Origin of the sequence: Pelagovum sp. HNIBRBA483 (assembly GCF_040931995.1) — a bacterium.
In the GTDB taxonomy this organism is placed as follows: Bacteria; Pseudomonadota; Alphaproteobacteria; order Rhodobacterales; family Rhodobacteraceae; genus JAEPMR01.
The window spans coordinates 276,603-300,738 of the sequence record NZ_CP162412.1; the positions used below are offsets into that span (position 1 = coordinate 276,603).

The window sequence follows — 24,136 nt, forward strand, 5'->3', positions numbered from 1 at the left end:
GCCATGCGCGGCCCTTGTGTTATTGTCCGTCCGGATACGCCAAATGTTGTGTCATTGGCGTGACATCCCCTGCCAAACCGCCTATAAAGACACACAAACCATAAAGGGTAATCCAGATGTCTGAACCGGCCCCGCAGCCGCAAGATTATGGCGCAGATTCAATCAAAGTTCTCAAGGGCTTAGAAGCCGTTCGCAAGCGCCCGGGTATGTACATCGGTGATACCGATGACGGCTCCGGTCTGCATCACATGGTCTACGAAGTCGTGGATAACGGCATTGACGAGGCGCTGGCCGGTCATGCCGACTATGTCCATGTCAAAATCCATGCGGATTCCTCGGTTTCCGTCCGTGATAACGGGCGCGGGATTCCCGTCGAAATGCACAAGGAAGAGGGCGTCTCCGCTGCAGAGGTCATCATGACCCAACTGCACGCTGGCGGTAAGTTCGACAGCAATTCCTACAAGGTGTCCGGCGGTCTGCACGGCGTCGGTGTGTCCGTGGTGAATGCGCTGTCCAACTGGCTTGAGCTGCGCGTCTGGCGCAACGGCAAAGAGCATTACGCCAAGTTCGAACACGGTGACACGACCGAGCATTTGCGCGTCGTCGGTGACGCGGGTGGCGAGACTGGCACCGAGGTCCGCTTCCTTGCGTCGACGGGCACCTTCTCCAATCTCGACTATGTGTTCGAAACACTCGAAAAGCGCCTGCGGGAGCTGGCCTTCCTCAATTCTGGTGTGCGGATCATCCTCGAAGATGAGCGCCCCGCCGAGGCGCTGCGCTCCGAGCTGTATTACGATGGCGGGGTGCGCGAGTTCGTCAAATATCTGGATCGCTCGAAATCCTCGATCATGTCCGAGCCGATCCATATGAACGGTGAACGGGACGACATCGGCGTCGAGGTCGCAATGTGGTGGAATGACAGCTTCCACGAAAATGTGCTGCCCTTCACCAACAACATTCCGCAGCGTGACGGCGGCACCCATATGGCCGGTTTCCGCGCCGCTCTGACCCGCACCATCACCAAATATGCCCAAGACACCGGCATCGCGAAGCGAGAGAAGATCAACTTCACCGGCGACGATGCCCGCGAAGGCCTGACCTGCGTTTTGTCGGTAAAAGTACCTGATCCGAAGTTCTCCTCTCAGACGAAGGACAAACTGGTCAGCTCCGAAGTGCGCCCCGCAGTTGAGAACCTCGTCGGCGAGAAGCTCTCTGAATGGTTCGAAGAGAACCCGAATGAGGCCAAGCAGATCGTCGGTAAGATCATCGAGGCCGCAATGGCCCGTGAAGCCGCCCGTAAAGCCCGGGAACTGACCCGTCGTAAAACCGCGATGGATGTGAACTTCCTTGCAGGTAAGCTGAAGGACTGCTCTGAGAAGGACCCGTCAAAGACCGAGGTTTTCCTCGTCGAGGGTGACTCCGCCGGTGGTTCCGCCCAAACGGGCCGCGATCGCCGGACGCAGGCTGTTTTGCCCCTGCGTGGTAAGATCCTCAACGTTGAGCGCGCGCGCTTCGACCGGATGCTCTCCAGTCAGGAGATCGGCAACCTCGTCATGGCGCTGGGTACAGGCATCGGCCGTGACGAGTTCAACATCGAAAAGCTGCGCTACCATAAGATCGTCATCATGACCGACGCAGACGTGGATGGCGCACACATCCGCACCCTGCTGCTGACCTTCTTCTTCCGCCAGATGCCGGAGCTGATCGAGGGTGGCTATCTCTATATCGCGCAGCCGCCACTGTTTAAGGTTGGGCGGGGCCGCTCCGAGGTTTACCTGAAAGATCAGGCGGCACTGGACGAATACCTGATTGAGCAGGGAACCGAAGGCGCTATTCTGCGGCTTGGCGACGGTTCCGAGATAGGCGGTGCCGATCTGCGCCGCGTGGTCGATGAGGCGCGCCAGCTGCGCCGCGTTCTGGATGCCTTCCCGACCCATTATCCCCGCCACATCCTCGAACAAGCCGCCATCGCGGGTGGCTTCGTGCCGGGCGCGGTGGATGCCGACCTGCAAGGCGTGGCCGACAAGGTCGCCAAACGCCTCGACCTGATCGCGCTGGAGTACGAGCGCGGTTGGCAGGGCCGGATCACCCAAGACCACGGCATTCGCCTCGCCCGTATCCTGCGCGGTGTTGAAGAGGTCCGCACACTCGACGGCCCGATGCTCCGCTCCGGCGAGGCCCGCAAAACCGGCAGCTTTACCAAGAGCCTGCAAGAGATCTACGAAACACCGGCCCAATTGCACCGCAAAGACCGGCATCAGATGATCTACGGCCCGCTCGACCTTCTGCAAGCGATCCTCGAAGAGGGCGAACGCGGCCTGACGCTCCAGCGTTATAAAGGTCTGGGTGAAATGAACCCCGGTCAGCTTTGGGAAACCACACTCGATCCCGAGGCCCGCACGCTCTTGCAGGTGAAGATCGACGATGTGGCCGAGGCAGACGATCTCTTCACCAAACTGATGGGCGATGTCGTGGAACCGCGCCGCGAGTTCATCCAGAAAAACGCCCTCAGCGTCGAAAACCTCGACTTCTGAGGCCCGACCAATCCTTTTGGTTGTTTGGAACCTGGCAGTAATGTCGGGTTTTAATGATTCTTTCTTATTTTCAATAACATTTGCACCCGGACAACCGTTTCCCATTCCAAGAGCACATTCCTCATGTGGATCTCGTTTTGTGATTTGGAGGGACTTATGTCCGAAAGAACATCATTCTTGAGCCGTCTGTCGCTGGTTCAATCAATGATCGCAGTATTAATATTGCCGATTATTGTCGCTATTGGTTTGGGGGCAGTTATCGTGCTGGACCGCCTCGGCACCGTTGGCGAGATCAACCGTAACGCCGCACTAGTCGAACTCGGCAAGGCCATGTCTGAGTCTGTTCACGAACAGCAGAAAGAGCGTGGCGCGACCGCTGTTTTCATCAATACGAATGGTGAGAGCTTCGTCAACGAATTGCGTGCTCAGCGTGCTACCACGGATCCGCTCGCCGCTAAGGCACTGGCCGATGTTCGCGCGTTTGATACCACAGAATACGGTACAGAACTCACTCAGATACTTGCCAATATCGAGCGCGAGTTGAGCCGGATGCCCGAGGTAAGGCGCCAGATCGACGGGCTATCCATTTCTGCCTCTGAAGCGATCAACTACTACACGGCGCTCAATGGCCTCATGCTCGAAGTGTATGGCTATATCGCTGAGAACAGCAGTGTCTCGATCCTGACCCAGCAGAGCCTCTCAGTTGGTCAGTTCCTTCAGGGTAAGGAACGCGCCGGTATTGAGCGGGCCGTCGGCTCCTCAGGCTTCGCTGCGGGCCAATTCGCCCCTGCCGTGTTCTCGCGTTTCTCTGATCTGATCGTGCGCCAGGATGTGTACTTCGCGAACTTCCTCGCCGGCGCTACTGCTGATCAGGCTCAGGCATTCGAGGCCTTCACCCAGTCAGGTCCAGCAAAGGACGTCGCTCGTATGCGCGATGCGGCGCTTTCCGCCGGCGCGAACAACCCCGAACTCGGCGGCATCAACGGGCAGGACTTCTTCAATGCACAGACTGCGCGGATCAACCTCCTGAAGGACATGGAAAACCGCCTCGTAGAAGACTTGGGCGCCATGATGTCCGAGTTGAAAGCGAATGCTCAACTTGCGATGTGGCAGACGATTGCCATTTGCCTCGTTGCACTTGGCGGTGCTGTCATTGTGGGTCTGTGGCTCGCGTTTGCTCTCCGTCGTCAGATGGTCACTGTGATCAATGGCGCAGCCGAAATGTCTCAGGGCAACTTGGATGTCGCGCTCCCGCCACAGAGCAAAAACGAGATCGGTCGCCTAATTGGTGCATTGGACGAGTTCCGTAGAAGCATCATCGAAAGCAACGCGCGTGATGCAGAAATGCGTGAGCGTGAAGCCGAAGAGATGGAAGCAAAAGCTGCCCGCGAAACGCAAATGCGTCAGCAGTCAGAGAAGATCGCAGTTGAGCTGGAGCAGGCAGCCGAAGCGATTGAAGAGCTTGCAACCTCTGTTCGTGACAACGCGAAGAGCACCGAAGATGCCAGCGGTAAGGCAACCGCTATTCTTGCCAAAGCCCGCGACGGCAACGAAGTGGCGAACTCCGCCGTTGACGCCATGAATCGCATCAAAGTGTCGTCCGACGAGATTTCTTCGATCACCACCCTGATTGACGAGATTTCCTTCCAGACCAACCTTCTCGCCCTCAACGCCCGTGTGGAGGCTGCGCGCGCTGGTGAGGCGGGCCGTGGCTTCGCCATCGTCGCTGGTGAGGTACAGGCGCTTGCAGGCCGCTCGGCAAAAGCTGCCAGCGACATTGCAGAACTGATCGCGCAAAGCGCTGAACATGTCGAGGAAGGCACGCGCACGGTTGATGAAAGCGGCGCCGTCTTGAATGAAATCTCGAAGGAAGTCGCTGAGATTTCTGAGATGATTGCGTCCATCTCCGTCAGCACAACCGAGCAAAGCAGTGCCATCAACTCGGTGAGCCGCAACACCGCTGCGCTGGATGAAGCCATGCAGGAACTCACATCCGACGGCCAAACCGCTAGGGAAGAGGTCAGTCTGAGGCTCGCTGCCGAATAAGCCTCGATCAGAGGGGAAGATCAAAGAGGGCCGCGCATCTGCGTGGCCCTTTTCGCATCTTGCGTGTGGGTGGCGCTCTGGCCGATAGTTACATGGCCGACCAAGACGTGATCAAAGGATCATTAGTGCCGAAGAACGCCGACAACGAGCAGGCTTTTCAGCCCCGCGGTGCCGCTGCGCGGATGCTTACCGTGCTAAAGGCGCTCGGCTCCGGCGGCCCCTATACCGCTCAGGATCTGATGCAGAGGACAGGCCTTGACCGTTCAGGTGTCCATCGTGCCGTCGCCGCGCTGATCGCGGCCGGATTTGCCCGTTACCAGCTTGGTCATCGCCAGATCATCCTGACAAATAGCGCGCTTGCGTCCTTTCGATCTGCCCGCGCTGCATCGGCGGATATCGAGCGGGCAGTGGAGACAGTGCGCGGCGTCATCCAAGGCAAGCGCATTCATGTCGATCTGGCGGTTCTGTCCGGCAGCGGTGAGATCGCGATTGCCGAAACATCGGACCCTGATGCCGGCGGTATCGACTATCAGGGCTTCATGGAGATCGACCTCGCCGCTGTTTTGCTCAGCGCCATTCCGCCCGAGGAAGCCGTGCGCCACATCGCTGCTGCTTCCAGCGAGAACGAGGATATGCGGACCCTGCGCGCGGGTTTCGTCCAGCGGGTGCGCAAGGCTGGCAGTGACAAATATCTTTGGGATGACGTGGAGCGCGCACTCTGCGTCCCGCTGCACCCAGAGGACGGCTCCGCCCTCGCGATTCGCCTCCGTCCAGGCTCCGGCGGCGCCCGCGATTCGCGCTTCTTTGTCTCGCTGATCGCCGAAATGCATCAAAAAGCGCCTGAACTGTTCCCCAATCTGGGATAAAGATGCGCAACATTTCAAAATACGAAATAGCGAGCTTCGCTGCATGATTGGAGGCTGCTAGTCATAGTCTTGCCACATTTGGGGGAAAGCACCGTGACCAGTTCAAACTCAAACCCGCCCGCCACACCTGAAAAGGACGGCATCGTTGATGGGACAAACCAAAACGATACCATGACCGTCGTTTACACCGATGCCGACGGTGACAGCATTGACGGCGCGGATGGCGATAACGATGTGATCTATGGCTATGCAGGGGATGATTTCATCTCTGGCGGCGACGGTGACGATGTCATCTACGGCGATGGCGGCGCAGGCACCGATAGTCACGGCACCGATGGCGGCGATGGCCACCGCAACCAGACCGGCCAAGGCCATGAGAGCCACGGCGAAGGCTACGGCTACGGCCACGAAGGCGACGGTCATGACGGCGAAACCGCTGCCACCAGCTTTAATGATACGATCAATGGCGGCGCAGGCGACGATACCATTTTTGGCGGTCAGGGGGATGACACCATCTATGGCGGCGCAGGCAATGATGTCATCGACGGTGACGGCGGCGCCTATGATGACGGCAGCCATGACGGTGATCGTCACCAGAACCAGACCGGCCAAGGCCACGAAAGCCACGGTCAGGGTTATGGCTATGGCCATTACGGTGATGACCACAAAGATACCGGCACCTATGACGACAATATCAGCGGCGGCACGGGCGATGACACGATCATCTCCAGCAAGGGCACCGATACCATAGACGGTGGTGATGGCCGCGATACCTATACCTCGCAAGGCGGCAGCGTCACTGACGAGACGATCAATGTCACCGTCAACAACGATGGCGACGGCACGGTTGAGAAGGCCTCGACAGGCACCACCGATACTGTCTCCAGTGTCGAGAATTTCGTCGCGGACGAGGCCGCAGCGGAGGCCGATGAAATCACGCTGACAACTGCCGTTCAGCAAGAGGATATCGCCACCGATATCGAAGGGCTGGACGATAACTCTTCTGGTACTTTCACGCCGGTCTATGGCGGCGCGGCGGTTTCGTTTGGTCCGGGCACCGATTACCTTCTGTCGAACATCCTCAATGGCACCTCGCCGGATGGTCAATTGCCCGCTTATGGGCCGAATGGCTCCTATTCCATCACCGCCGGTGATGAGGACGGCCGCGTTGGTGATATCACCTTCTCTAACTTCGAAACGATCAACTTCAACATCGTCTGCTTTGCACGCGGTACGCGGATCTCTACCCGCAAGGGCGAAATCGCGATCGAAGACCTCCGCCCCGGCGATGAGGTAATCACCGTCGATCGCGGCTTCCGCCCGATCCGTTGGATCGGTTCAACGAGCGTCGCCGCGCAGGGCAAATTCGCCCCGGTTGTGATCCGCAAGGGAGCAATGGGCAACAGCCGCGATCTGCGCGTCTCGCCGCAGCACAGGATGCTGGTCAAGGGCTGGCATGTCGAACTGCTCTTCGGCAAGCGCGAGGCTCTGGTGCCCGCCAAGGCACTGATCAACGATGAAACCGTGTTCCAGCTTGAAGGCGGCAGCGTCGAATATTTCCACATGATGTTCGACACCCACGAGCTGATCTACGCCGAAGGCATCCCGTCCGAGAGCTTCCATCCCGGTCAGGTCGGCATGGGTGCCTTCGCCGAAGAAACCCGCGAAGAGATTTTCGAACTCTTCCCCGAACTGCGCGAGCGTCTCGAAAGCTACGGCGGCTCGGTACGCGAGTCGCTCAAGGTGAGCGAAGCCAAGATCCTTGCCGAGAATCCTGACATCCTCACACTTGTTGAGGAGGTCTGATCCGAAGCGGTGGGGCATGTCGGATCAGAAAGGCCGGGCTGATCAGCCCGGCCTTTTCTTTTGCCAACACCCGTGTTTTCGGCAGGTCAGATCAACTGACGCCATCCCGCACGTTGAGCAGATTGGTCAGCCAATCAGGGTCCATCTCCGGAACCGAGGACAGCAAGAGCTGCGTATAGTCCGGATAGGGCGGAGCGAGGATCTCGCTCTTCAGCCCCTGTTCCACAACTTTCCCTTGGAACATCACCACGATCTCGTCCGAAATCGCCTGCACGGTCGCAATATCATGGGTAATAAAGAGATAGGTAATCCCAAACTCCTGCTGCAGCCGCATCAGTAGCTTCAAAATACCTTCTTGCACGATCTGATCGAGCGCAGAGGTAACTTCGTCACAAATGATCACCTCAGGCTCGGCCGCCAATGCCCGCGCGATACACACACGCTGCTTCTGACCACCCGAAAGCTCCGAGGGCAAACGATCAAGAAAGCTCTCATCCAGCTCAATCATATTCAGCAGCTCAATGACGCGCTTCTCCCGCGCGCGGCCCTTTAGCCCGAGATAAAAATCGAGCGGCCGCCCGATGATTTCCTCTACCGTTTGCCGCGGGTTCATCGCGGTATCGGCCATTTGGTAGATCATCTGGATCTTTTGTAACTGGTCCTTCGAGCGATCCTGAAGCTTGGGCGGTAGGGCTTTGCCATTGAACCGTACTTCGCCATTGGACTGCGGCAGCAGCCCTGTGATCACCCGCGCCGTTGTCGACTTGCCAGAGCCGGACTCGCCAACCACAGCCACCGTCTTACCGCGCGGCACTTTGATCGACACATTGTGAAGCACCTTCACGGTCCCGTAAGCAGCATCGACGCGCTCAATTTCAAGCGCAATATCGTCACTCTTTTCTTCGGGCTTCTCTAGCGAGCGCACGGACCAAAGCGATTTGGTGTAGGCCTCTTGCGGATCGGTCAACATCTTGCGGGTTTCGGCTTCCTCAACCTCGTCACCATAGCGGAGAACCTTGATGAAATCCGCCATCTGCGCCACGACAGCAAGGTCGTGGGTGATGTAAATCGCCGCCGTGTTGAACTCCTCGACGATCTTGCGCATCGCAGCGAGCACTTCGACCTGCGTGGTCACGTCGAGCGCCGTCGTCGGCTCGTCAAAAATGATCAGATCAGGCCGCGGCGACATCGCCATCGCGGTCATCACCCGCTGCAACTGACCGCCCGATACTTGGTGCGGATACCGCTCGCCAATGGCTTCGGGGTTCGGCAACTGTAACGCACGATAAAGGTCTATCGCATCCTGTCGGCTCTCGCGATCAGGGCGGATGCCTTCGCGCGTGGCACTTTCCACCGTTTGGTCAATCAGCCTGTGCGCAGGGTTGAACGATGCCGCTGCCGATTGCGCGACATAAGCGATGCGCGTGCCCCACAGATGGCGTTTCTTCCTTTCAGGCAGCGTCCGCAGGTCGATCCCGTCAAACATGATCGAGCCACCCGTGATCTTGCAGCCCGGTTGCGCATAGCCCATCGCGGCCTTGCCCAGCGTCGATTTCCCCGCGCCGGATTCCCCGATCAGCCCCATCACCTCGCCACGGCGCAGCGTCAGATCAACGCCTTTGATGATGTGATGCCAGCGCTCGTCAGAGAATCCGTCAATCCGGATGTCTTTCATCTCAAGGAGGATATCGCCCTTATTATTAGTGCTCATCACGAAGTCCACTTGTCTGATGCAGGAACCAGTCGACAATGAAGTTCACCGCAACTGTCAGAAGCGCGATTGCAGCCGCCGGCAGCAGTGGCGTCAGCCCTGCCTTCAGGTCATAGGCTGCGAATTGGATCAGTGAGGCGTTCTCCCGCACCATCGAGCCCCAGTCTGCGGTCGGCGGTTGAATGCCAACGCCAAGGAAAGAGAGCGCCGAGATCGTCAGGAATACGAAGCAGAAGCGTAAACCAAACTCCGCCACCAAGGGCGGCATGATGTTCGGCAGGATTTCGCGGCGCATCACCCAGCCCAGCCCTTCGCCGCGCAAGCGCGCCGCTTCGACATAGTCCATCACCACAACGCCAACCGCGACCGACCGCGTCAGGCGGAACACGCGGGTCGAGTCCAGTACCGCGATGATCAGGATCAGGCTGGTGACGGTCGAACCAAAAATCGAGAGCAACATCAGCGCGAAAATGAGGCTTGGGATCGCCATCAAAACATCCACTGCACGGCTCAGGATCTGGTCAAGCCAGCTCCGGTTTATTGCGGCGACCAAGCCCAGCCCGCCTCCAATCAAGAAGGCGAGAAAGGTGGTAACAAGCGCAATGCCCATCGTATTTCGTGCGCCGTAGATCAGGCGCGAGAGGATATCCCGCCCGATCTGATCGGTGCCGAAAACATGCCCATCACCCCAAGGAAGATATGCCGCAAAAGAGCTGTCCGCTTCGCCATAGGGGGCCAATACCGGCGCAAAGAGCGCGACGATGATGTAGAAGGTCACGACGATCATGCCGAACCAAGCCGTCACGGGCGCTTTCTTCAATACAAGCCAGATCCGTTCCGAACGGGTCCGGCGCTTGCGAACGGCACCGACTTCCGCGGCGGCCGAGTATGTTTCGGGTGTTTCGCTCATCTCGGGTGCAACAATCTCGGGTTGGTAACGATGCCAATGATATCGGCGATCAGGTTCAAAAGGATGTAGGTCGCGGCAAAGATCAGCGCGCAGCCCTGCACCACGGGGATATCCCGCGAGGTCACGCTATCAACCATCAATTGCCCGACCCCGGGATAGACAAAGACAACCTCAACCACGACAACGCCGACCACCAGATAGGCGAGGTTGAAGGCGATCACGGTGGCGATCGGCGCCCATGCATTCGGCAGTGCGTGCTTGATGATGACCTCGCGCTGCGACGCGCCCTTGAGCCGCGCCATTTCGATATACGGGCTGGCCAGCAGGTTGATAATCGCCGCCCGCGTCATCCGCATCATATGCGCGACGATGACCAGCGTTAGCGTCATGGCGGGCAGGGCGATGCGGAACAGCCGCTCCATGAACGGTGTGCTGGCATCCACATTCGCCAGCGACGGAAACACCGGCCAGAGCGAGGCGAGCAGCAGGATCAGGATATAAGCAACAAAGAACTCCGGCGTGGAAATCGTCGTCAGCGTCGCCGCGTTCACCGTCCGGTCATAGGCGGAATTTCGGTAGAGCGCGGCCGTCACACCAAGGAACAGCGCCAGCGGCACAGCGATCACCGCGGTGACAGCGGCGAGGAACAACGTATTCGACAGGCGCGGCGCAATCAGGTCGATCACAGGCCGCGAACGGTCCACGCCGGATGAATTGCGCCCCGAGAAGGATGTTCCCAGATCGCCTTGAAGAACACCCGCGACCCACTCGACGTATCGGATCGGCGCAGGTGTATCGAGCCCAAGCTCCCTGCGGAAGGCCGCCACAGTTTCCTCGGTTGCTGCCTGTCCAAGCACAGCTTCCCCGAAATCACCGGGCAAAAGCGAGACAGCACTAAAAATAATGGCGGATACGATAAATAGCGTCAGAAGGCCCAAACCTAGGCGCTTCAGCACAGTCGCGAGCACTGGATGCAAGCTTCTTCCCCCTGTCTTCCCCTGTTTTTATCTGCTTCCGCCTTCTTTTTGGCGGCGGGTGTCCCGTCATAAGACAGAACCGATGCGTGGTTGTAAACCTTTTTGCCGTCACCTCGCGCACCCGCCAATTATGGATGAGCGACATTTCCCACGTCGAATTTGAGCAAAATGCTGGACCTGACGCGCGGAATCGGTTGGTATCTAGGGGATCCCTCTCTGACTGCGGTCGAGACGAGGGAGCAAACAGGGAGAAAAAAGTGAAAAAAGATATCTACCTCAAGAACAAAGCGTCCCAACTGACCACCGGCCAGATCGACCGGCGTTCGTTCATCATGTCGTCTCTTGCCGCTGGCGTCACTCTGCCCGCCGCAATGTCTATGGCAGATATGGCAATGGCCCAGACGCCGAAGTCCGGCGGTCTTTTCCGTGCTGGCATGGCCTACGGCTCAACGACAGACAGCCTCGATCCAGCGACTTTCGAAAACGGCATGATGACCATGGTGGGCTACACCTATGGTAACACGCTCACCGAGATTGCCGCTGATGGCAGCCTCATTCCTGAATTGGCCGAAAGCTACGAGCCGTCCAATGGCGGCGCAACTTGGGCCTTCAACCTCCGCCGTGGTGTTGAATTCCACAACGGCAAGACGCTAACCGCTGACGATGTCTTGGCGACCTACGCGTATCATATGGGCGAGGACTCGACCTCTGCGGCCAAGGGTCTGCTTTCCGCAATCACCGGAATTCGCAAAGAGGGCGACTATCAGGTTATCATCGACCTCGATTCCCCGAACGCCGACTTCCCGTTCATTGTGTCGGATTACCACCTGCTGATCCTGCCGGCCGAGAATGGCGAGGTCGACCCGAACTCCGGCATCGGTACCGGCGGCTATGTCATGTCCGAGTTCGATCCGGGCGTACGACTGCGCAGCACGCGCAACCCGAACTACTTCAAAGAGGGCGCAGCCCATTTTGACGAGCTTGAGTTGATCTCGATCATCGACGTAACCGCTCGCCAGAACGCTCTGATGAGCGGCGATGTCGACACCATCAGCCGGATCGACCCCAAAACGGTGAACCTGCTGGCCCGTGCCCCGAACCTCAATATCCTCGAAACCACCGGCACACTGCACTACACCTTCCCGATGCGCCTCGATACCGCGCCGTTCGATAACTACGATCTGCGCATGGCTCTGAAGCTGTCGCTCAAGCGTCAGGAACTGGTGGACAAGATCCTCCTCGGGCACGGTGCTGTTGGTAACGACCACCCGATCTCGACGGCAAACCGCTTCCATGCAAGCGACCTGCCGCAGCGCGAGTTCGATCCGGAACTGGCCGCGCATCACTACAAGAAGTCCGGCCATAGCGGTCCGATCCAGCTGTCCTCTTCGGACGCGGCATTTGCAGGCGCGGTCGACGCCGCTCAGCTCATCGCCGCCTCTGCTGCCGAAGCAGGGATCGACGTTGAAGTGGTTCGTGAGCCTTCCGATGGTTACTGGTCCAACGTCTGGAACAAGAAGGGCTGGAGCGCCTGCTACTGGGGTGGCCGTCCGACCGAAGACTGGATGTTCGCATCGGCTTATGTCGAAGACACCGAGTGGAACGACACCGCTTGGCGCAACACTGAAGCTGCCAACCAGTTCAACGCGCTGGTCAAAGATGGCCGCTCCGAACTGGACGACACCAAGCGTGCCACGATCTACGCCGAATGCCAGCGCCTCATCAATGATGACGGCGGCGCCATCGTCGCGATGTTCGCCAACTACATCATGGGCCTTGGCAATGGTCTGACCCATGGCGAGAACGTTGCCGCGAACTGGGATCTCGACGGCCTCAAGGCGCATGAGCGCTGGTGGTTCTCGTAAGTTCGACCCCATAAAAATGCAGCACCCGGCGGTTTCCGCCGGGTGTTTTCGTTTTGGCTCAGTTGATTTGGGATCGGCGTAGCGCCCTTACGAGCGGCGCAGCGTGTCCCCGGCATTCAGCTTGGGCGAAATTTCGATCAGCTGCGGCTTCTGCTCCGCGCCTTCGGCATTCTGCTCCGAAATGATCCGCGCCGCGGCTTCTCCAATCTCGCGCCGGCAGGCATCCATCGTCGCCAGTCTGCGCGGCAAGCCATCAAGCAATTCCACACCGTTGAAGCCTGCAAGCCCGATCTCACTCGGAATATCGACACCCTTTTCCAACAGATGCAGCAATCCACCCGCGCCGATCATGTCGTTAGAATAGTAGAGGAAATCCAGATCAGGCGAGCGTTTCAGCATCGCCTCTGTCATTTCGCGCCCCTTCGCCAGTGCCGAACCACCGGAGTAGAACTCCTGATCGACGATCTCGATACCGGCCTTGGCGAGGGTCTGGGTGAATCCTTCAAAACGCTTACGCGCGCGGTGATCCAGCGGCATCTTGGTGCCCATGAATCCGATCTTGCGATAGCCCGCCGCGATGATCTCCTCGGCCATGATACGCCCCGCGCGCCGGTGCGAAATGCCCACGCAAGAATCGATCGGCTGCCCGTCGATATCCATGATCTCCACCACAGGGATACCAGCCCGCGCCAGCATCGCCCGCGACGCTTCCGAATGCTCAAGCCCAGCAATGATGACACCCGATGGCCGCCATGACAGCATCTCGAAGAGCACTTTCTCTTCCCGCTCGGGCAGGTAATCAGTGACACCCACGACCGGCTGAAGCGGCGTATCCGCGAGCACGTCGCTGATCCCAGAAAGCACCTCGGGGAACACCATATTCCCCAGTGACGGGATGATAACAGCAACAAGATTGACCCGCTGTGATGCCAAAGCGCCTGCGATCTTGTTTGGCACATAGCCAAGCTTCTTGGCTGCTTCCTGAACTTTTTGCCGCGTCGCCTCGCTCACATCGCCCTTATTCCGCAAAACGCGGCTGACGGTCATTTCACTAACGCCGGAGGCTTCCGATACATCCCGCAAGGTGAGTGGGCGTTTATTGTTATTCGTCACTGAAAAGGGTTCCTCATCCAGTCCTTTCTCATTTGTTAGCGTTTGTAGCACGGCTTGTCCAAGCCTCATGCGCCTAAACATTGACCTCAAGCGCGTAACACGGCATTCAGCCAGAAGCGGCTTCGTAGCTCAGGGGATAGAGCAACCGCCTCCTAAGCGGTAGGTCATAGGTTCGAATCCTATCGAGGCCGCCATTTATTCCGCTCCACTGGACGCTCTGCCCATCCAGCCTCTCAGAAATTTCCGCGGCTTGTTCTTGACCGTGCGCCGTCCTAATTGGATGCATGAGAACATTGGCCGCCCCTTGGCCGCGACTTGGAAAATGCCGCACACATGACACACCATCCCCATTCCATTGATGCCGACCTGCTCGCGCAAATTCGCAGCCGTTTCGCACATGTCGATACCTGCCCGTTCGAAGGCGAGCGCGTCTTTTTCGAAAATGCAGGCGGCGCTCTGACCCTGAATTCGGTTGTCGAAACCTCAGCGAAATTTGCTGCCATTCCCGACAATCAGGGCCGCGATAACCCTGCCGCCCATGCACTTGTAGCGATCATCGAAAAGGCAAAAGCCGATATGGCGGTCTTTTTCAATGCGCCTGAGGGCAGGTTCTTCGTGGGTGAAAGCGGCACCGAACTGCTCTTTCGCCTGATCCGCAGCGCCTGCCTTGGCACCGAGGGCGGGCAGGTACTCGGCAGCACGCTCGAACACCCCGCAACCCGCAGCGCCGCCCGCCATTGGTCCGAGGTCGCGGGTAAATCCCACGTTCTCGTGGCGCATGATGATGCAACCGGCACCGTCGAGCCGCAGCATTATGCCGCCGCGATCACACCCGATACCCGCGTCGCCACGATCCTGCACACATCGCCCGTCTCCGGCATGGGGGTCGATGTGGCCGCCATCGCCGCCGAAATCCGCAAGGTTGCGGCGGAGTGCATCATCATCGTTGATGGCATCCAACACGCGGCGCATGGGCGGCTTGATATCGCCAGCTACGATGTCGATGGCTATGTCGTCTCGCCCTACAAGGTGTTTTCGCGGCACGGCTATGGCCTCGCTTGGGTGTCAGACAGGCTCAATGCCCTCAAGCATGAGCATCTGATCGACGCGCCCGGCAATCCGTGGGAATTTGGCACCCGCGATACCGGCTCCTACGCGACCTTCTCTGATGTTGTTGATTACTTCGACTGGCTCGGCGGCGCAGTGTCCGCTGCCACCGACCGGCGCGAAAGGATCGTCGCCGCAGGGGAGGCCATCCATGCACATGAAGCGGCGCTCACCCATGCAATGATCCACGGCACCGGCAATAACAAAGGTCTGGCAGATATGCCGGAGGTCACGATTGTCGGCGGTGTGGATAACCCCCGCCGCGAAGGGCTGGTCACGATCGCGGTCGCAGGGATGGATGCGCCGGATGTCGTGACCGAGCTACGCAAACGGGGCATTCGCACCCATACGCGCAAGGCGGATCACTACTCCGCCAATATCCTTGCGCCCTTGGGGATGAGCGCCGCCGTTCGCGTGTCGATGTGCCATTATAACAGCGAAGCGGAGGTCGCTAAATTCCTCCAAGCCATGCGCGAAATCACCGAAGCCGTGCGCTAGCTTACCAGTCAGGCGCCGTTCGGGTTGGTGAGTTTCGCAACGACCCGCGCGGCGTCTATCTGCCCCACGGCCACGCCATCCCGCGTCACGCCGATGACATTGCTTTCCGCCAGCGCGGTCATCACCTCTTTCACCGGGGCATCATGCGCAACACTTTGCGCGGGCGCGGCGGTCGTTGGTTCCATCACATCACCAGCGGTCAATACCCCGAGCGGGTTCATATGCGCCACAAAATCCGCGACATACTCATTTGCGGGGGCCGTGAAGATCTCCTGCGGGGTGCCGCATTGCACAATGCGCCCACCTTCCATGATGGCAATCCGGTTGCCGATCTTAAACGCCTCGTCCAGATCGTGACTGACGAAAACGATGGTCCGTTTGAGCCGCGCTTGTAAATCCAGCAACTCATCCTGCAATCGTGTACGGATCAGCGGATCAAGCGCCGAGAAAGGCTCGTCCATCAGCAGGATCGGCGCGTCGGTGGCAAAGGCGCGGGCAAGCCCCACGCGCTGTTGCATACCACCTGATAGCTCGCCCACCTTCCGCTCTGCCCAATCAGCAAGGCCAACCAGTTCCAACTGTTCGTCGGTTTTGCGCGCGCGTTCCGCTTTCGGGATGCCCGCCAGCTCCAGCCCCAGCCATGTGTTTTCCCGCACGGTGCGCCACGGCAGCAGCCCGAATTGCTGGAACACCATCGCCACATGCCGCTGGCGAATATCGCGTAGCGTTGCGGCTGCGGCCTTGGTGACATTGACCATTCCGCCTTCGGTACGCACCTCGACAGAACCGCGCACCACTGGATTGAGCGCATTCACCGCCCGCAACAGGGTTGATTTCCCGGAACCCGAAAGCCCCATCAACACAAGGATTTCCCCTTCGGAAACGTCAAGGCTGCAATCATGCACGCCCAGAACCTGCCCAGTAGCGGCCTGAATCTCCGAGCGGCTTTGCCCCGCATCCATCAGCGGCAGGGCAACTTCGGGACGGTCGCCAAAAACGATCGACACATTGGAAAAGCTTACAGCGGTCATTTGCGGTCGATCCTCAGCATACGGTCCAGAAGAATGGCCAACACCACGATGACGAAGCCGGATTCAAATCCCAGCGACGTATTCACCTGATTGAGTGCGCGCACCACCGGCACGCCAAGCCCGTCCGCGCCCACAAGCGCTGCAATGACCACCATCGAAAGCGACAGCATGATCGTCTGGTTCAGCCCCGCCATGATTTGCGGGAAGGCATAAGGCAGTTCTACCTTCCACAAGACCTGCCTTGGCGTCGCGCCAAAGGCTTGCGCGGCCTCCAACAGCGGTTTCGGCGTGGCGGTCACACCCAGATGCGTCAAACGGATCGGCGCGGGCAGGACGAAAATCACCGTCGCAATCAACCCCGGCACCATGCCGATCCCGAAGAAGACAATCGCGGGGATCAGATACACAAAGGTTGGCAAAGTCTGCATCAGGTCCAGCACAGGGCGCATCCCCGCATAAAGCCGCGGCCGGTGTGCCACCGCGATCCCGATTGGCACGCCGATCCCCATACAAACGACGCAGGCAGAAAGCACCAGCGTCAGGCTCTCGGTGGTTTCTTCCCAATAGCCTTGGTTCATGATGAACAGAAAGCCCAGCACCACCAAGCCAGCAAGTTTCCAACTGCGTTGCATGGCCCAAGTCAGCCCCGCGAACAGCGCAATGATAATAAGGGGATGCGGGCTTTGCAGCACCCACAAAATACCGTCGATCAGCGCTTCCATGCCATCCGACAGCCCGTCGAAGAACCACGCGCCATAGGTTTGCAGAAGGTCAAAGACCCACTCGGCATAGTCACCAATCGGTATCTTGTTATCTGTCAGCCATTCCATTCCGTCGCCCCGTTCCGATCACGTCCGCCAGCGTTTTCCGCCGGTCTGTCGTTTCTTGTAAAAACCCCCGGCGCGCTGGGCGGGCCGGGGGTCAGTGGTGCTTAGTTCAGCGCGGCGCTGACAGCGGCCATAGCGTCACCGCCATCGGCGGTGGTGACACCGTCGAGCCAGCCGTCCAAAACGCCCATATTGGCCTTCAGCCATGCAGCAGCGGCCTCGTTCGGATCTTCGCCATCATCGAGGATCGCCGCCATGATCTCGTTTTCCATCGCCAGCGAGAACTCGAGGTTGCTGAGGAGCTGACCGACATTGGCGCACTCCTCGACATAGCCTGCGCGCGTGTTGGTATAAACCTGCGCGCCGCCAAAGTTCGGGCCGAACCAGTCATCGCCACCGCTCAGGTAGGTCATGTCGAAATTGGCGTTCATCGGGTGCGGTTCCCAGCCGAGGAAGACAACCGGCTCGCCACGGCGGTCAGCACGGGCCACCTGTGCCAGCATGCCCTGCTCGGAGCTTTCAGCGACTTCAAAACCAGACAGGCCGAACTCGTCAGCCGCAATCATATCCATGATTAGGCGGTTACCGTCATTGCCCGGCTCGATGCCGTAAATTTTGCCTTCAAGCGCGTCTGCATGGGCGGCGATGTCGGCAAAGTCGGCGATGCCAAGATCGGCAGCCGCTTTGTTGACGGCCAGCGTATATTTCGCGCCATCGAGGTTCATCCGCACGGTATCGACGGTGCCTGCCTCGCGGTAGGGCGCGATGTCAGCTTCCATCGTCGGCATCCAGTTGCCGAGGAAGATGTCGATGTCGCCATTGGCCAGCGAGGTGTACGTCACCGGCACGGAAAGCACCTTCACGTCCGTCTCATAGCCAAGCGCGTCGAGCACGGTCGTCGTCGCGGCGGTTGTCGCGGTGATGTCGGTCCAGCCCACATCGGAAAAGCTAACGGTGCCACAATCCGCCAGCGCAGGGGACGCCGCCACGAGGGCCAGCGCCGATAGCATCGGTTTGAATTTCATCTTCGATCTCCCGTTGAAGATTTTTCTTGATTGACGAGTCAATAAAAACCCATCTAGGTTTGCAATGCAAATAAAATATCAGATGGGACCGTGATGCCAAAGCTCGGAATGGAGCCGATACGCCGCGATGCGCTGGTCAAAGCGACCATCGCCGAGATCGGCGCAGCGGGCACGCTGAGCGTTACGGTCAGCCAGATCGCGCGGCGGGCAGGGGTGTCCAGCGCACTGGCGCATCACTATTTCGGCGGCAAGGAGCAGATTTTCGAAGCCGCCATGCGCTTCACGCTTGATGTCTACTCCGCAGAGGTGCGCGGCGCTCTGGTCATGGCAAAGGATCACCGCTCCCGCGTCGAGGCGATTGTGCGCGCCTCCTTCTCGCCCCGCAATTTCCGGCGCGAAACCGTGGCGGCATGGATGAACTTCTACGTTCTGGCGCAGGTGTCTGAGGAGGCCCGCCGCCTTCTGACGATCTATCAGCGTCGCCTGCGCTCCAACCTCGCACATGATCTGCGCCCGCTCGTCGGCGCCCGCGCGCGCAGCGCTGCCGACCGTATCGCCGCCCTCATTGACGGTGTCTACCTCCAGCAATCGCTTGGCCGCAACGCCCCCGATGGCGCACAGGCGATTGCAGAAGTCCTCGGCTATCTCGATCTCGAACTCGCGAAAGGTCTTTCATGACGCGCCCGAACATCCTTATTCTGATGGTGGATCAGCTCAACGGCACGCTTTTCCCAGACGGCCCCGCCGAGTGGCTTCATACGCCCAATCTGCGCAAACTGGCCGCCCGCTCTGCCCGCTTCGCCAATGCTTACACTGCCAGCCCGCTCTGCGCGCCGGGTCGGGCGGCGTTCATGTCCGGCCAGTTGCCCAGCCAGAACGGCGTTTATGATAACGCCGCCGAGTTCTCGTCCTCCATTCCAACCTACGCCCACCACCTCCGCCGCGCGGGCTATCAGACCTGCCTGTCTGGCAAGATGCATTTCGTCGGCCCTGATCAGCTTCATGGGTTCGAGGAGCGGCTGACCACCGATATCTACCCGCCCGATTTCGGCTGGACGCCCGACTACCGCAAACCCGGCGAGCGGATTGACTGGTGGTATCACAACATGGGTTCGGTCACCGGCGCGGGCGTGGCCGAGATCACCAACCAGCTCGAATATGATGACGAGGTTGCCTACAACGCCCGCGCCCGCATTTACGATTATGCGCGCGGCGCGGATGAGCGCCCTTGGGCGCTGACCGTCAGCTTTACCCATCCGCATGACCCCTACGTTGCCCGCCGCAAATACTGGGATCTTTATGAGGAGTGCGCCCATCTCGCGCCCACGGTCGCCCCGATCGCCTACGAGGATCATGACCCCCACAGCCAGCGGATTTTTGACGCCAATGACTGGCGCAGCTTTGATCTGACCGATGAAATGGTCGCCCGTTCGCGCCGCGCCTACTTCGCCAACATCTCCTATATCGACGATAAAATCGGCGAGATCATAGAGGCATTGGAAACCACCCGTCAGGCAGAGAACACCATCATCCTCTTCGTCTCTGATCACGGCGATATGCTTGGCGAGCGCGGTCTGTGGTTCAAAATGTCCTTCTTCGAAGGCTCCGCCCGCGTGCCAATGATGATCGCCGCGCCGAAGGTCGCCGCAGGCCGGATCGACACGCCCGTATCGAATATCGACGTCTGCCCCACGCTCTGCGATCTGGCAGGCATCGACATCTCCGAAATCATGCCGTGGACAACCGGCGAAAGCCTTGTGCCGCTTGCCAACGGCACCCCGCGCACCAGCCCCGTCGCGATGGAATACGCGGCCGAGGCCAGCTACGCCCCGATGGTCGCGCTGCGTCAGGGGCAGTGGAAGTATACCCGTTGTTCGCTCGACCCTGATCAACTGTTCGATCTGGAGTCTGATCCGCATGAGTTGGTGAACCTCGCGGGCGATCCGGCCCACGCCAGCACCTTGGCCGAGTTCCAAGCCATCGCTGTTGCCTGCTGGGATCTTGCCCGCTTCGATGCGGATGTCCGTAGTTCGCAGGCGCGGCGCTGGGTGGTCTACGAGGCATTGCGTAACGGCAGTTATTTCCCTTGGGATTACCAGCCCCTGCAAAAGGCATCCGAGCGCTACATGCGCAATCACATGGATCTCAATATCCTCGAAGAAAGTAAGCGTTTCCCGCGTGGTGAGTAACCGATGCGATTTGCATCGCGAGTGTAAGGAAGTCGAATGAAAGCGGAATTTGTTATCGTGGGCGCAGGCAGCGCGGGCTGTGCCATGGCGTATCGGCTCGCTGCGGCAGGGCGCAAGGTCATCGTCATCGAATTCGGCGGCTCAGATGCTGGCCCACTCATCCAGATGCCGGGCGCGCTCTCCTATCCGATGAATATGAAGCTCTATGATTGGGGCTACAAAACCGAGCCGGAGCCGCATCTGGGCGGGCGCAGGCTGGTGTGTCCGCGCGGCAAGGTGATCGGCGGATCATCGAGCATCAACGGTATGATTTATGTGCGCGGCCACGCGCATGATTTCGATCATTGGCGCGATCAGGGCGCGGCCGGCTGGGGCTATGCCGATGTGCTGCCTTATTACAAACGGATGGAGGATTGGCACGATGGCGGTCATGGCGGCGACCCCGCTTGGCGTGGCAAGGGCGGTCCGCTGCACGTCACCCGTGGCCGGCGCGATAACCCGCTGGTGCAGGCTTTCGTCAAAGCAGGCGGCGAGGCGGGCTACCCCGTCACCGGCGATTATAATGGCGAGCAGCAGGAAGGCTTCGGCGCCTTTGATATGACCGTCTGGAAAGGCCGCCGTTGGTCCGCTGCCAGCGCCTACCTCAAGCCCGCGCAAAAAACCGGCAACTGCACCGTGGTGCGCGGCCTCGCCCGCCGCATCGTCATTGAGGATGGCCGCGCCACTGGAGTCGAAATCGCGCAAGGCGATCAGATCTCCGTGGTCGAGGCCAGCAACGAGGTGATCATCGCAGCCTCCGCGCTGAACTCCCCCAAACTCCTGATGCTGTCGGGTATCGGCCCCGCCGCGCATCTTGCCGAACACGGTATTCCCGTGGTGGCGGACCGCCCCGGCGTCGGTGAAAACCTGCAAGACCATCTGGAACTTTATATCCAGATGGCCGCCAGCCAGCCGGTGAGCCTTTTCAAATACTGGAATATCTTCGGCAAGGCATGGGTCGGTCTGCAATGGCTTCTGGCAAAAACCGGCCCGGGTGCCTCCAACCAGTTCGAAAGCTGCGGCTTCATCCGCTCGTCAGCGGGCATTGATTACCCCGACATCCAGTACCACTTCCTGCCCATCGCCGTCCGCTATGACGGGCAGGCAGCGGCAGAGGGCCACGGCTTCCAAGCCCATGTCGGCCCGATGCGCTCCAAGTCACGCGGCAACGTGACCCTGCGCAGCGCCGATCCGGATGCCGATCCGGTGATCCGGTTCAACTACATGTCCCATCCCGATGATTGGCAGGAGTTCCGCACCGCGATCCGCCTCACCCGCGAAATCTTCGCGCAACCGGCCTTCGCGCCCTATGTTCGGCACGAGATCCAGCCCGGCGCTGATGTGCAAAGCGACGATGCGCTTGATGATTTCATCCGTGAACACGCCGAAAGCGCCTATCACCCTTGCGGCACTTGCAAGATGGGCGCGGCGAGTGACCCAACGGCCGTCGTCGATCCCCATGCCCGCGTCATTGGCGTTGACGGGTTGCGCGTGGCGGACAGCTCGATCTTCCCGCGCATCACCAACGGTAACCTCAACGCGCCGTCGATCATGGTGGGCGAAAAGGTCAGTGACCTGCTCCTTGGGCGCGATCCCCTCGCCCCCGATAACGCCAAGCCGTGGGTTCACCCCGACTGGCAAAACGCCCAACGTTAAGCCGCGCATGGCGGGCAGGGTGGAAGAGCGCCCCACCCGCCGAGCGCGCCGTCACCCCGCCTTCAGATAGGGGATAGTTCCGGCAATATCCGTGTCGTCGATCACGCGGAAGTTGGAATGGCTCCCCGCCTGCCGTGCCTGTCCATAGGGCGCGTATTCAGGGTCCGCCGCAAAAGCATCCAGCGCCGCGCGGGACGGGAACTCCAGTATCGCAATCAGTGTGCTGCCGTTTGCTTCGCCTTCCAATGTCTCGATATTGCCGCTGCGGGAGAGGTATTTCCCGCCATGTTTTTCAACCAACTTATGCACGTTGCCAGCATATTCCGGCACCCAGCCATCGTCGGTCACGGTAATGTCTGCAATTAAATAAACACTCATGGTTTCGCTCCTATTCTGTGGCCGGTCGGATAGACCGAGCCGATGCCAGACAGCCTGCCAAACGCCCGCGACACCCCTCCAGTCCCGAAACTGGAGCGGCCAGTACAGAAACTGGACTAGCCCGATGCAGCGTATGGGGTACGATGGCAGCACATAGCACAGGGGGAGTGACATGGCTCAAGCTGGATACAAGCAATTCTGCCCGCTCGCGATGGCGGCTGAAATTCTCTGCACCCGCTGGACGATGGTTCTGATGCGCGAGTTGATCGCCGGTTCCACCCGTTTCAACGACCTGCGCCGTGGCGTGCCGAAAATGTCGCCAACGCTCCTTTCCCAACGCCTCAAGGATTTGGAAGAAGCTGGCATCGTCGAGCGTAAACCCGTTCCTTCCGAGCGCGGCGTCTTTGAATACAGCTTAACGGAAGCTGGCCGTGATCTGCGCGAGGTGGTCATCGCCATGGGCATGTGGGGGCAGAAATGGGTCGAGTCTTCCCTCTCGCTCAAGAACCTCGATCCCTCGCTCCTGATGTGGGACATGCGCCGCAACCTGAACCCCGATCCGCTGCCCGACAAACGCACCGTGATCCAGTTTCTGTATCACGACCTCCCCTCCACCAAGCGCGACTGGTGGCTGGTGATCGAACCGGCAGGCGAGGTGGACCTCTGCTGGGCCGATCCCGGCTTCGAGGTTGATCTCTACGTCTCAACCGACCTGCGGACCATGACCGCGATCTGGATGGGCGTCACCGACGTGGAGACGGAGCGCGACAAGTTCGAGTTCACCGGCCCGCGCGAGATTTCCTCTACAATCCAGACATGGCTCGGCCTCAGCCCCTTCGCCGTGCAGAAAAAGCTTGTTTCTTGAGTAGGGCCACCGCGCCTAATTGCCCGCATCAAAGACCGACAGCGCCAGCTCCAGCGAGTCGCGCACTGTGGCGCGATCCGCTCCGCCCGCGCGTTGCATGATCGCCAGCCCGATCTGCGCACCCAGATAATGCGCGCCTGTCTCAATGGATACGCCACCCAGATCGTCCCCCGCATCGCGGCACCGCTGTAGCACCTCGCGATAGGCACCCTCCGCCGCGTGATCGAGCGTCTCTATCCGCTCTTGCGTCACTGGCCCGAATCTGTGCTTGCCGTTCCGCATTTTGTAGAACATGCAGCCCGTCGCCATCCGCGGATCGTCGCAGGCAAACTCAACCAGCTTCGCCAGTATCTCTCCCAGCCTGTCCCCTTGCTCTAGGATGCCGAAAACATCACCCAGAACGTTATCCGCATAACGGTCCAGCGCCGCTCTGGTCAGCCCGTCCTCGTTGCCAAATTCCCGATAGACCGACGGCTTTGAAACGGATGCAAGCTGGCAGACGGTATTCATCGAAACATCCGCAGGATTGGCCTTCCAATAGGCATCAATCGCCACATCAAGCAGTTTCTCTGCGTCTAGCTTCTTTGGTCTACCGCGCATTGTTTAATCGTATACCTTTTTATACTAACCGGTATTTAATTCTTGACCCAAGTGAGAATTTATTCGTACCAATTGGTGCATAATTCATTCACG

At 59.4% G+C, this 24,136-nt stretch carries 19 protein-coding genes and 1 tRNA gene; 11 read left to right on the top strand and 9 right to left on the bottom strand.

Annotation, left to right across the window (positions count from 1 at the left end):
• Positions 1-116: 116 nt before the first annotated feature.
• From gyrB to AB1E42_RS01440, 4 genes are all read left to right on the top strand, one after another.
• Positions 117-2,534, top strand: a complete 2,418-nt coding sequence (gene gyrB / locus AB1E42_RS01425) for a DNA topoisomerase (ATP-hydrolyzing) subunit B (RefSeq protein ID WP_368345225.1) — start codon at positions 117-119, stop codon at positions 2,532-2,534.
• Between the two features lie 156 nt (positions 2,535-2,690).
• Positions 2,691-4,580, top strand: coding sequence for a methyl-accepting chemotaxis protein (locus AB1E42_RS01430; RefSeq protein ID WP_368345226.1), 1,890 nt, complete (start codon positions 2,691-2,693; stop codon positions 4,578-4,580).
• Between the two features lie 92 nt (positions 4,581-4,672).
• Complete coding sequence (locus AB1E42_RS01435) at positions 4,673-5,446, top strand: helix-turn-helix domain-containing protein (RefSeq protein ID WP_368345227.1); 774 nt, start codon at positions 4,673-4,675, stop codon at positions 5,444-5,446.
• A 93-nt stretch (positions 5,447-5,539) separates the two neighbouring features.
• A complete protein-coding gene (locus AB1E42_RS01440) occupies positions 5,540-7,252 on the top strand; it encodes a Hint domain-containing protein (protein ID WP_368345228.1) in 1,713 nt (570 codons plus the stop codon).
• Positions 7,253-7,343: 91 nt separating this feature from the next.
• On the opposite strand, the gene AB1E42_RS01445 is transcribed toward AB1E42_RS01440, so the two are convergent.
• From AB1E42_RS01445 to AB1E42_RS01455, 3 genes are read right to left on the bottom strand one after another with little or no spacing between them, the layout of a single operon-like run.
• Positions 7,344-8,963 carry an ABC transporter ATP-binding protein gene (locus AB1E42_RS01445; protein WP_368345229.1) on the bottom strand — a complete coding sequence of 540 codons (1,620 nt, stop codon included), beginning with the start codon at positions 8,961-8,963 and terminating at the stop codon, positions 7,344-7,346.
• Entirely contained in the window at positions 8,953-9,873 is a 921-nt protein-coding gene (locus AB1E42_RS01450) for an ABC transporter permease (RefSeq protein WP_368345230.1), read from the bottom strand. The genes AB1E42_RS01445 and AB1E42_RS01450 overlap by 11 nt, the downstream gene beginning before the upstream one ends.
• Complete coding sequence (locus tag AB1E42_RS01455; RefSeq protein WP_368345231.1) at positions 9,870-10,850, bottom strand: ABC transporter permease; 981 nt, start codon at positions 10,848-10,850, stop codon at positions 9,870-9,872. Before AB1E42_RS01455 ends, AB1E42_RS01450 begins: the two co-directional genes overlap by 4 nt.
• Before the next feature lie 257 nt (positions 10,851-11,107).
• On the opposite strand from AB1E42_RS01455, the gene AB1E42_RS01460 reads away from it, so the two are divergent.
• Positions 11,108-12,715, top strand: coding sequence for an ABC transporter substrate-binding protein (locus tag AB1E42_RS01460; RefSeq protein ID WP_368345232.1), 1,608 nt, complete (start codon positions 11,108-11,110; stop codon positions 12,713-12,715).
• Between the two features lie 87 nt (positions 12,716-12,802).
• Here AB1E42_RS01460 and AB1E42_RS01465 read toward each other — a convergent pair whose 3' ends face one another.
• On the bottom strand, positions 12,803-13,828 hold the full coding sequence (locus AB1E42_RS01465; RefSeq protein ID WP_368345233.1) for a LacI family DNA-binding transcriptional regulator: 1,026 nt from the start codon (positions 13,826-13,828) through the stop codon (positions 12,803-12,805).
• 118 nt (positions 13,829-13,946) lie between these two features.
• On the opposite strand from AB1E42_RS01465, the gene AB1E42_RS01470 reads away from it, so the two are divergent.
• Positions 13,947-14,022: transfer RNA gene (locus tag AB1E42_RS01470), tRNA-Arg, on the top strand.
• Positions 14,023-14,161: 139 nt separating this feature from the next.
• A complete protein-coding gene (locus AB1E42_RS01475) occupies positions 14,162-15,433 on the top strand; it encodes an aminotransferase class V-fold PLP-dependent enzyme (RefSeq protein WP_368345234.1) in 1,272 nt (423 codons plus the stop codon).
• A gap of 8 nt (positions 15,434-15,441) precedes the next feature.
• On the opposite strand, the gene choV is transcribed toward AB1E42_RS01475, so the two are convergent.
• The 3 genes from choV to AB1E42_RS01490 form a co-directional block, all read right to left on the bottom strand.
• Complete coding sequence (gene choV / locus AB1E42_RS01480; protein WP_368345235.1) at positions 15,442-16,464, bottom strand: choline ABC transporter ATP-binding protein; 1,023 nt, start codon at positions 16,462-16,464, stop codon at positions 15,442-15,444.
• Positions 16,461-17,294, bottom strand: coding sequence for a choline ABC transporter permease subunit (gene choW / locus AB1E42_RS01485; protein WP_368345236.1), 834 nt, complete (start codon positions 17,292-17,294; stop codon positions 16,461-16,463). Before choW ends, choV begins: the two co-directional genes overlap by 4 nt.
• A gap of 101 nt (positions 17,295-17,395) precedes the next feature.
• On the bottom strand, positions 17,396-18,316 hold the full coding sequence (locus AB1E42_RS01490; protein WP_368345237.1) for a choline ABC transporter substrate-binding protein: 921 nt from the start codon (positions 18,314-18,316) through the stop codon (positions 17,396-17,398).
• A gap of 93 nt (positions 18,317-18,409) precedes the next feature.
• On the opposite strand from AB1E42_RS01490, the gene betI reads away from it, so the two are divergent.
• From betI to betA, 3 genes are read left to right on the top strand one after another with little or no spacing between them, the layout of a single operon-like run.
• On the top strand, positions 18,410-18,994 hold the full coding sequence (gene betI / locus AB1E42_RS01495) for a transcriptional regulator BetI (protein WP_368345238.1): 585 nt from the start codon (positions 18,410-18,412) through the stop codon (positions 18,992-18,994).
• Entirely contained in the window at positions 18,991-20,505 is a 1,515-nt protein-coding gene (gene betC / locus AB1E42_RS01500; RefSeq protein WP_368345239.1) for a choline-sulfatase, read from the top strand. The genes betI and betC overlap by 4 nt, the downstream gene beginning before the upstream one ends.
• A 36-nt stretch (positions 20,506-20,541) precedes the next feature.
• A complete protein-coding gene (gene betA, locus AB1E42_RS01505; protein ID WP_368345240.1) occupies positions 20,542-22,200 on the top strand; it encodes a choline dehydrogenase in 1,659 nt (552 codons plus the stop codon).
• Between the two features lie 51 nt (positions 22,201-22,251).
• On the opposite strand, the gene AB1E42_RS01510 is transcribed toward betA, so the two are convergent.
• Complete coding sequence (locus tag AB1E42_RS01510) at positions 22,252-22,578, bottom strand: DUF1330 domain-containing protein (protein ID WP_368345241.1); 327 nt, start codon at positions 22,576-22,578, stop codon at positions 22,252-22,254.
• 172 nt (positions 22,579-22,750) lie between these two features.
• On the opposite strand from AB1E42_RS01510, the gene AB1E42_RS01515 reads away from it, so the two are divergent.
• The gene (locus AB1E42_RS01515; RefSeq protein WP_368345242.1) at positions 22,751-23,443 is read left to right on the top strand and encodes a winged helix-turn-helix transcriptional regulator; all 693 of its coding nucleotides are present in this window, start codon (positions 22,751-22,753) and stop codon (positions 23,441-23,443) included.
• A 15-nt stretch (positions 23,444-23,458) separates the two neighbouring features.
• On the opposite strand, the gene AB1E42_RS01520 is transcribed toward AB1E42_RS01515, so the two are convergent.
• Positions 23,459-24,043, bottom strand: a complete 585-nt coding sequence (locus tag AB1E42_RS01520; protein WP_368345243.1) for a TetR/AcrR family transcriptional regulator — start codon at positions 24,041-24,043, stop codon at positions 23,459-23,461.
• Positions 24,044-24,136: the final 93 nt, after the last annotated feature.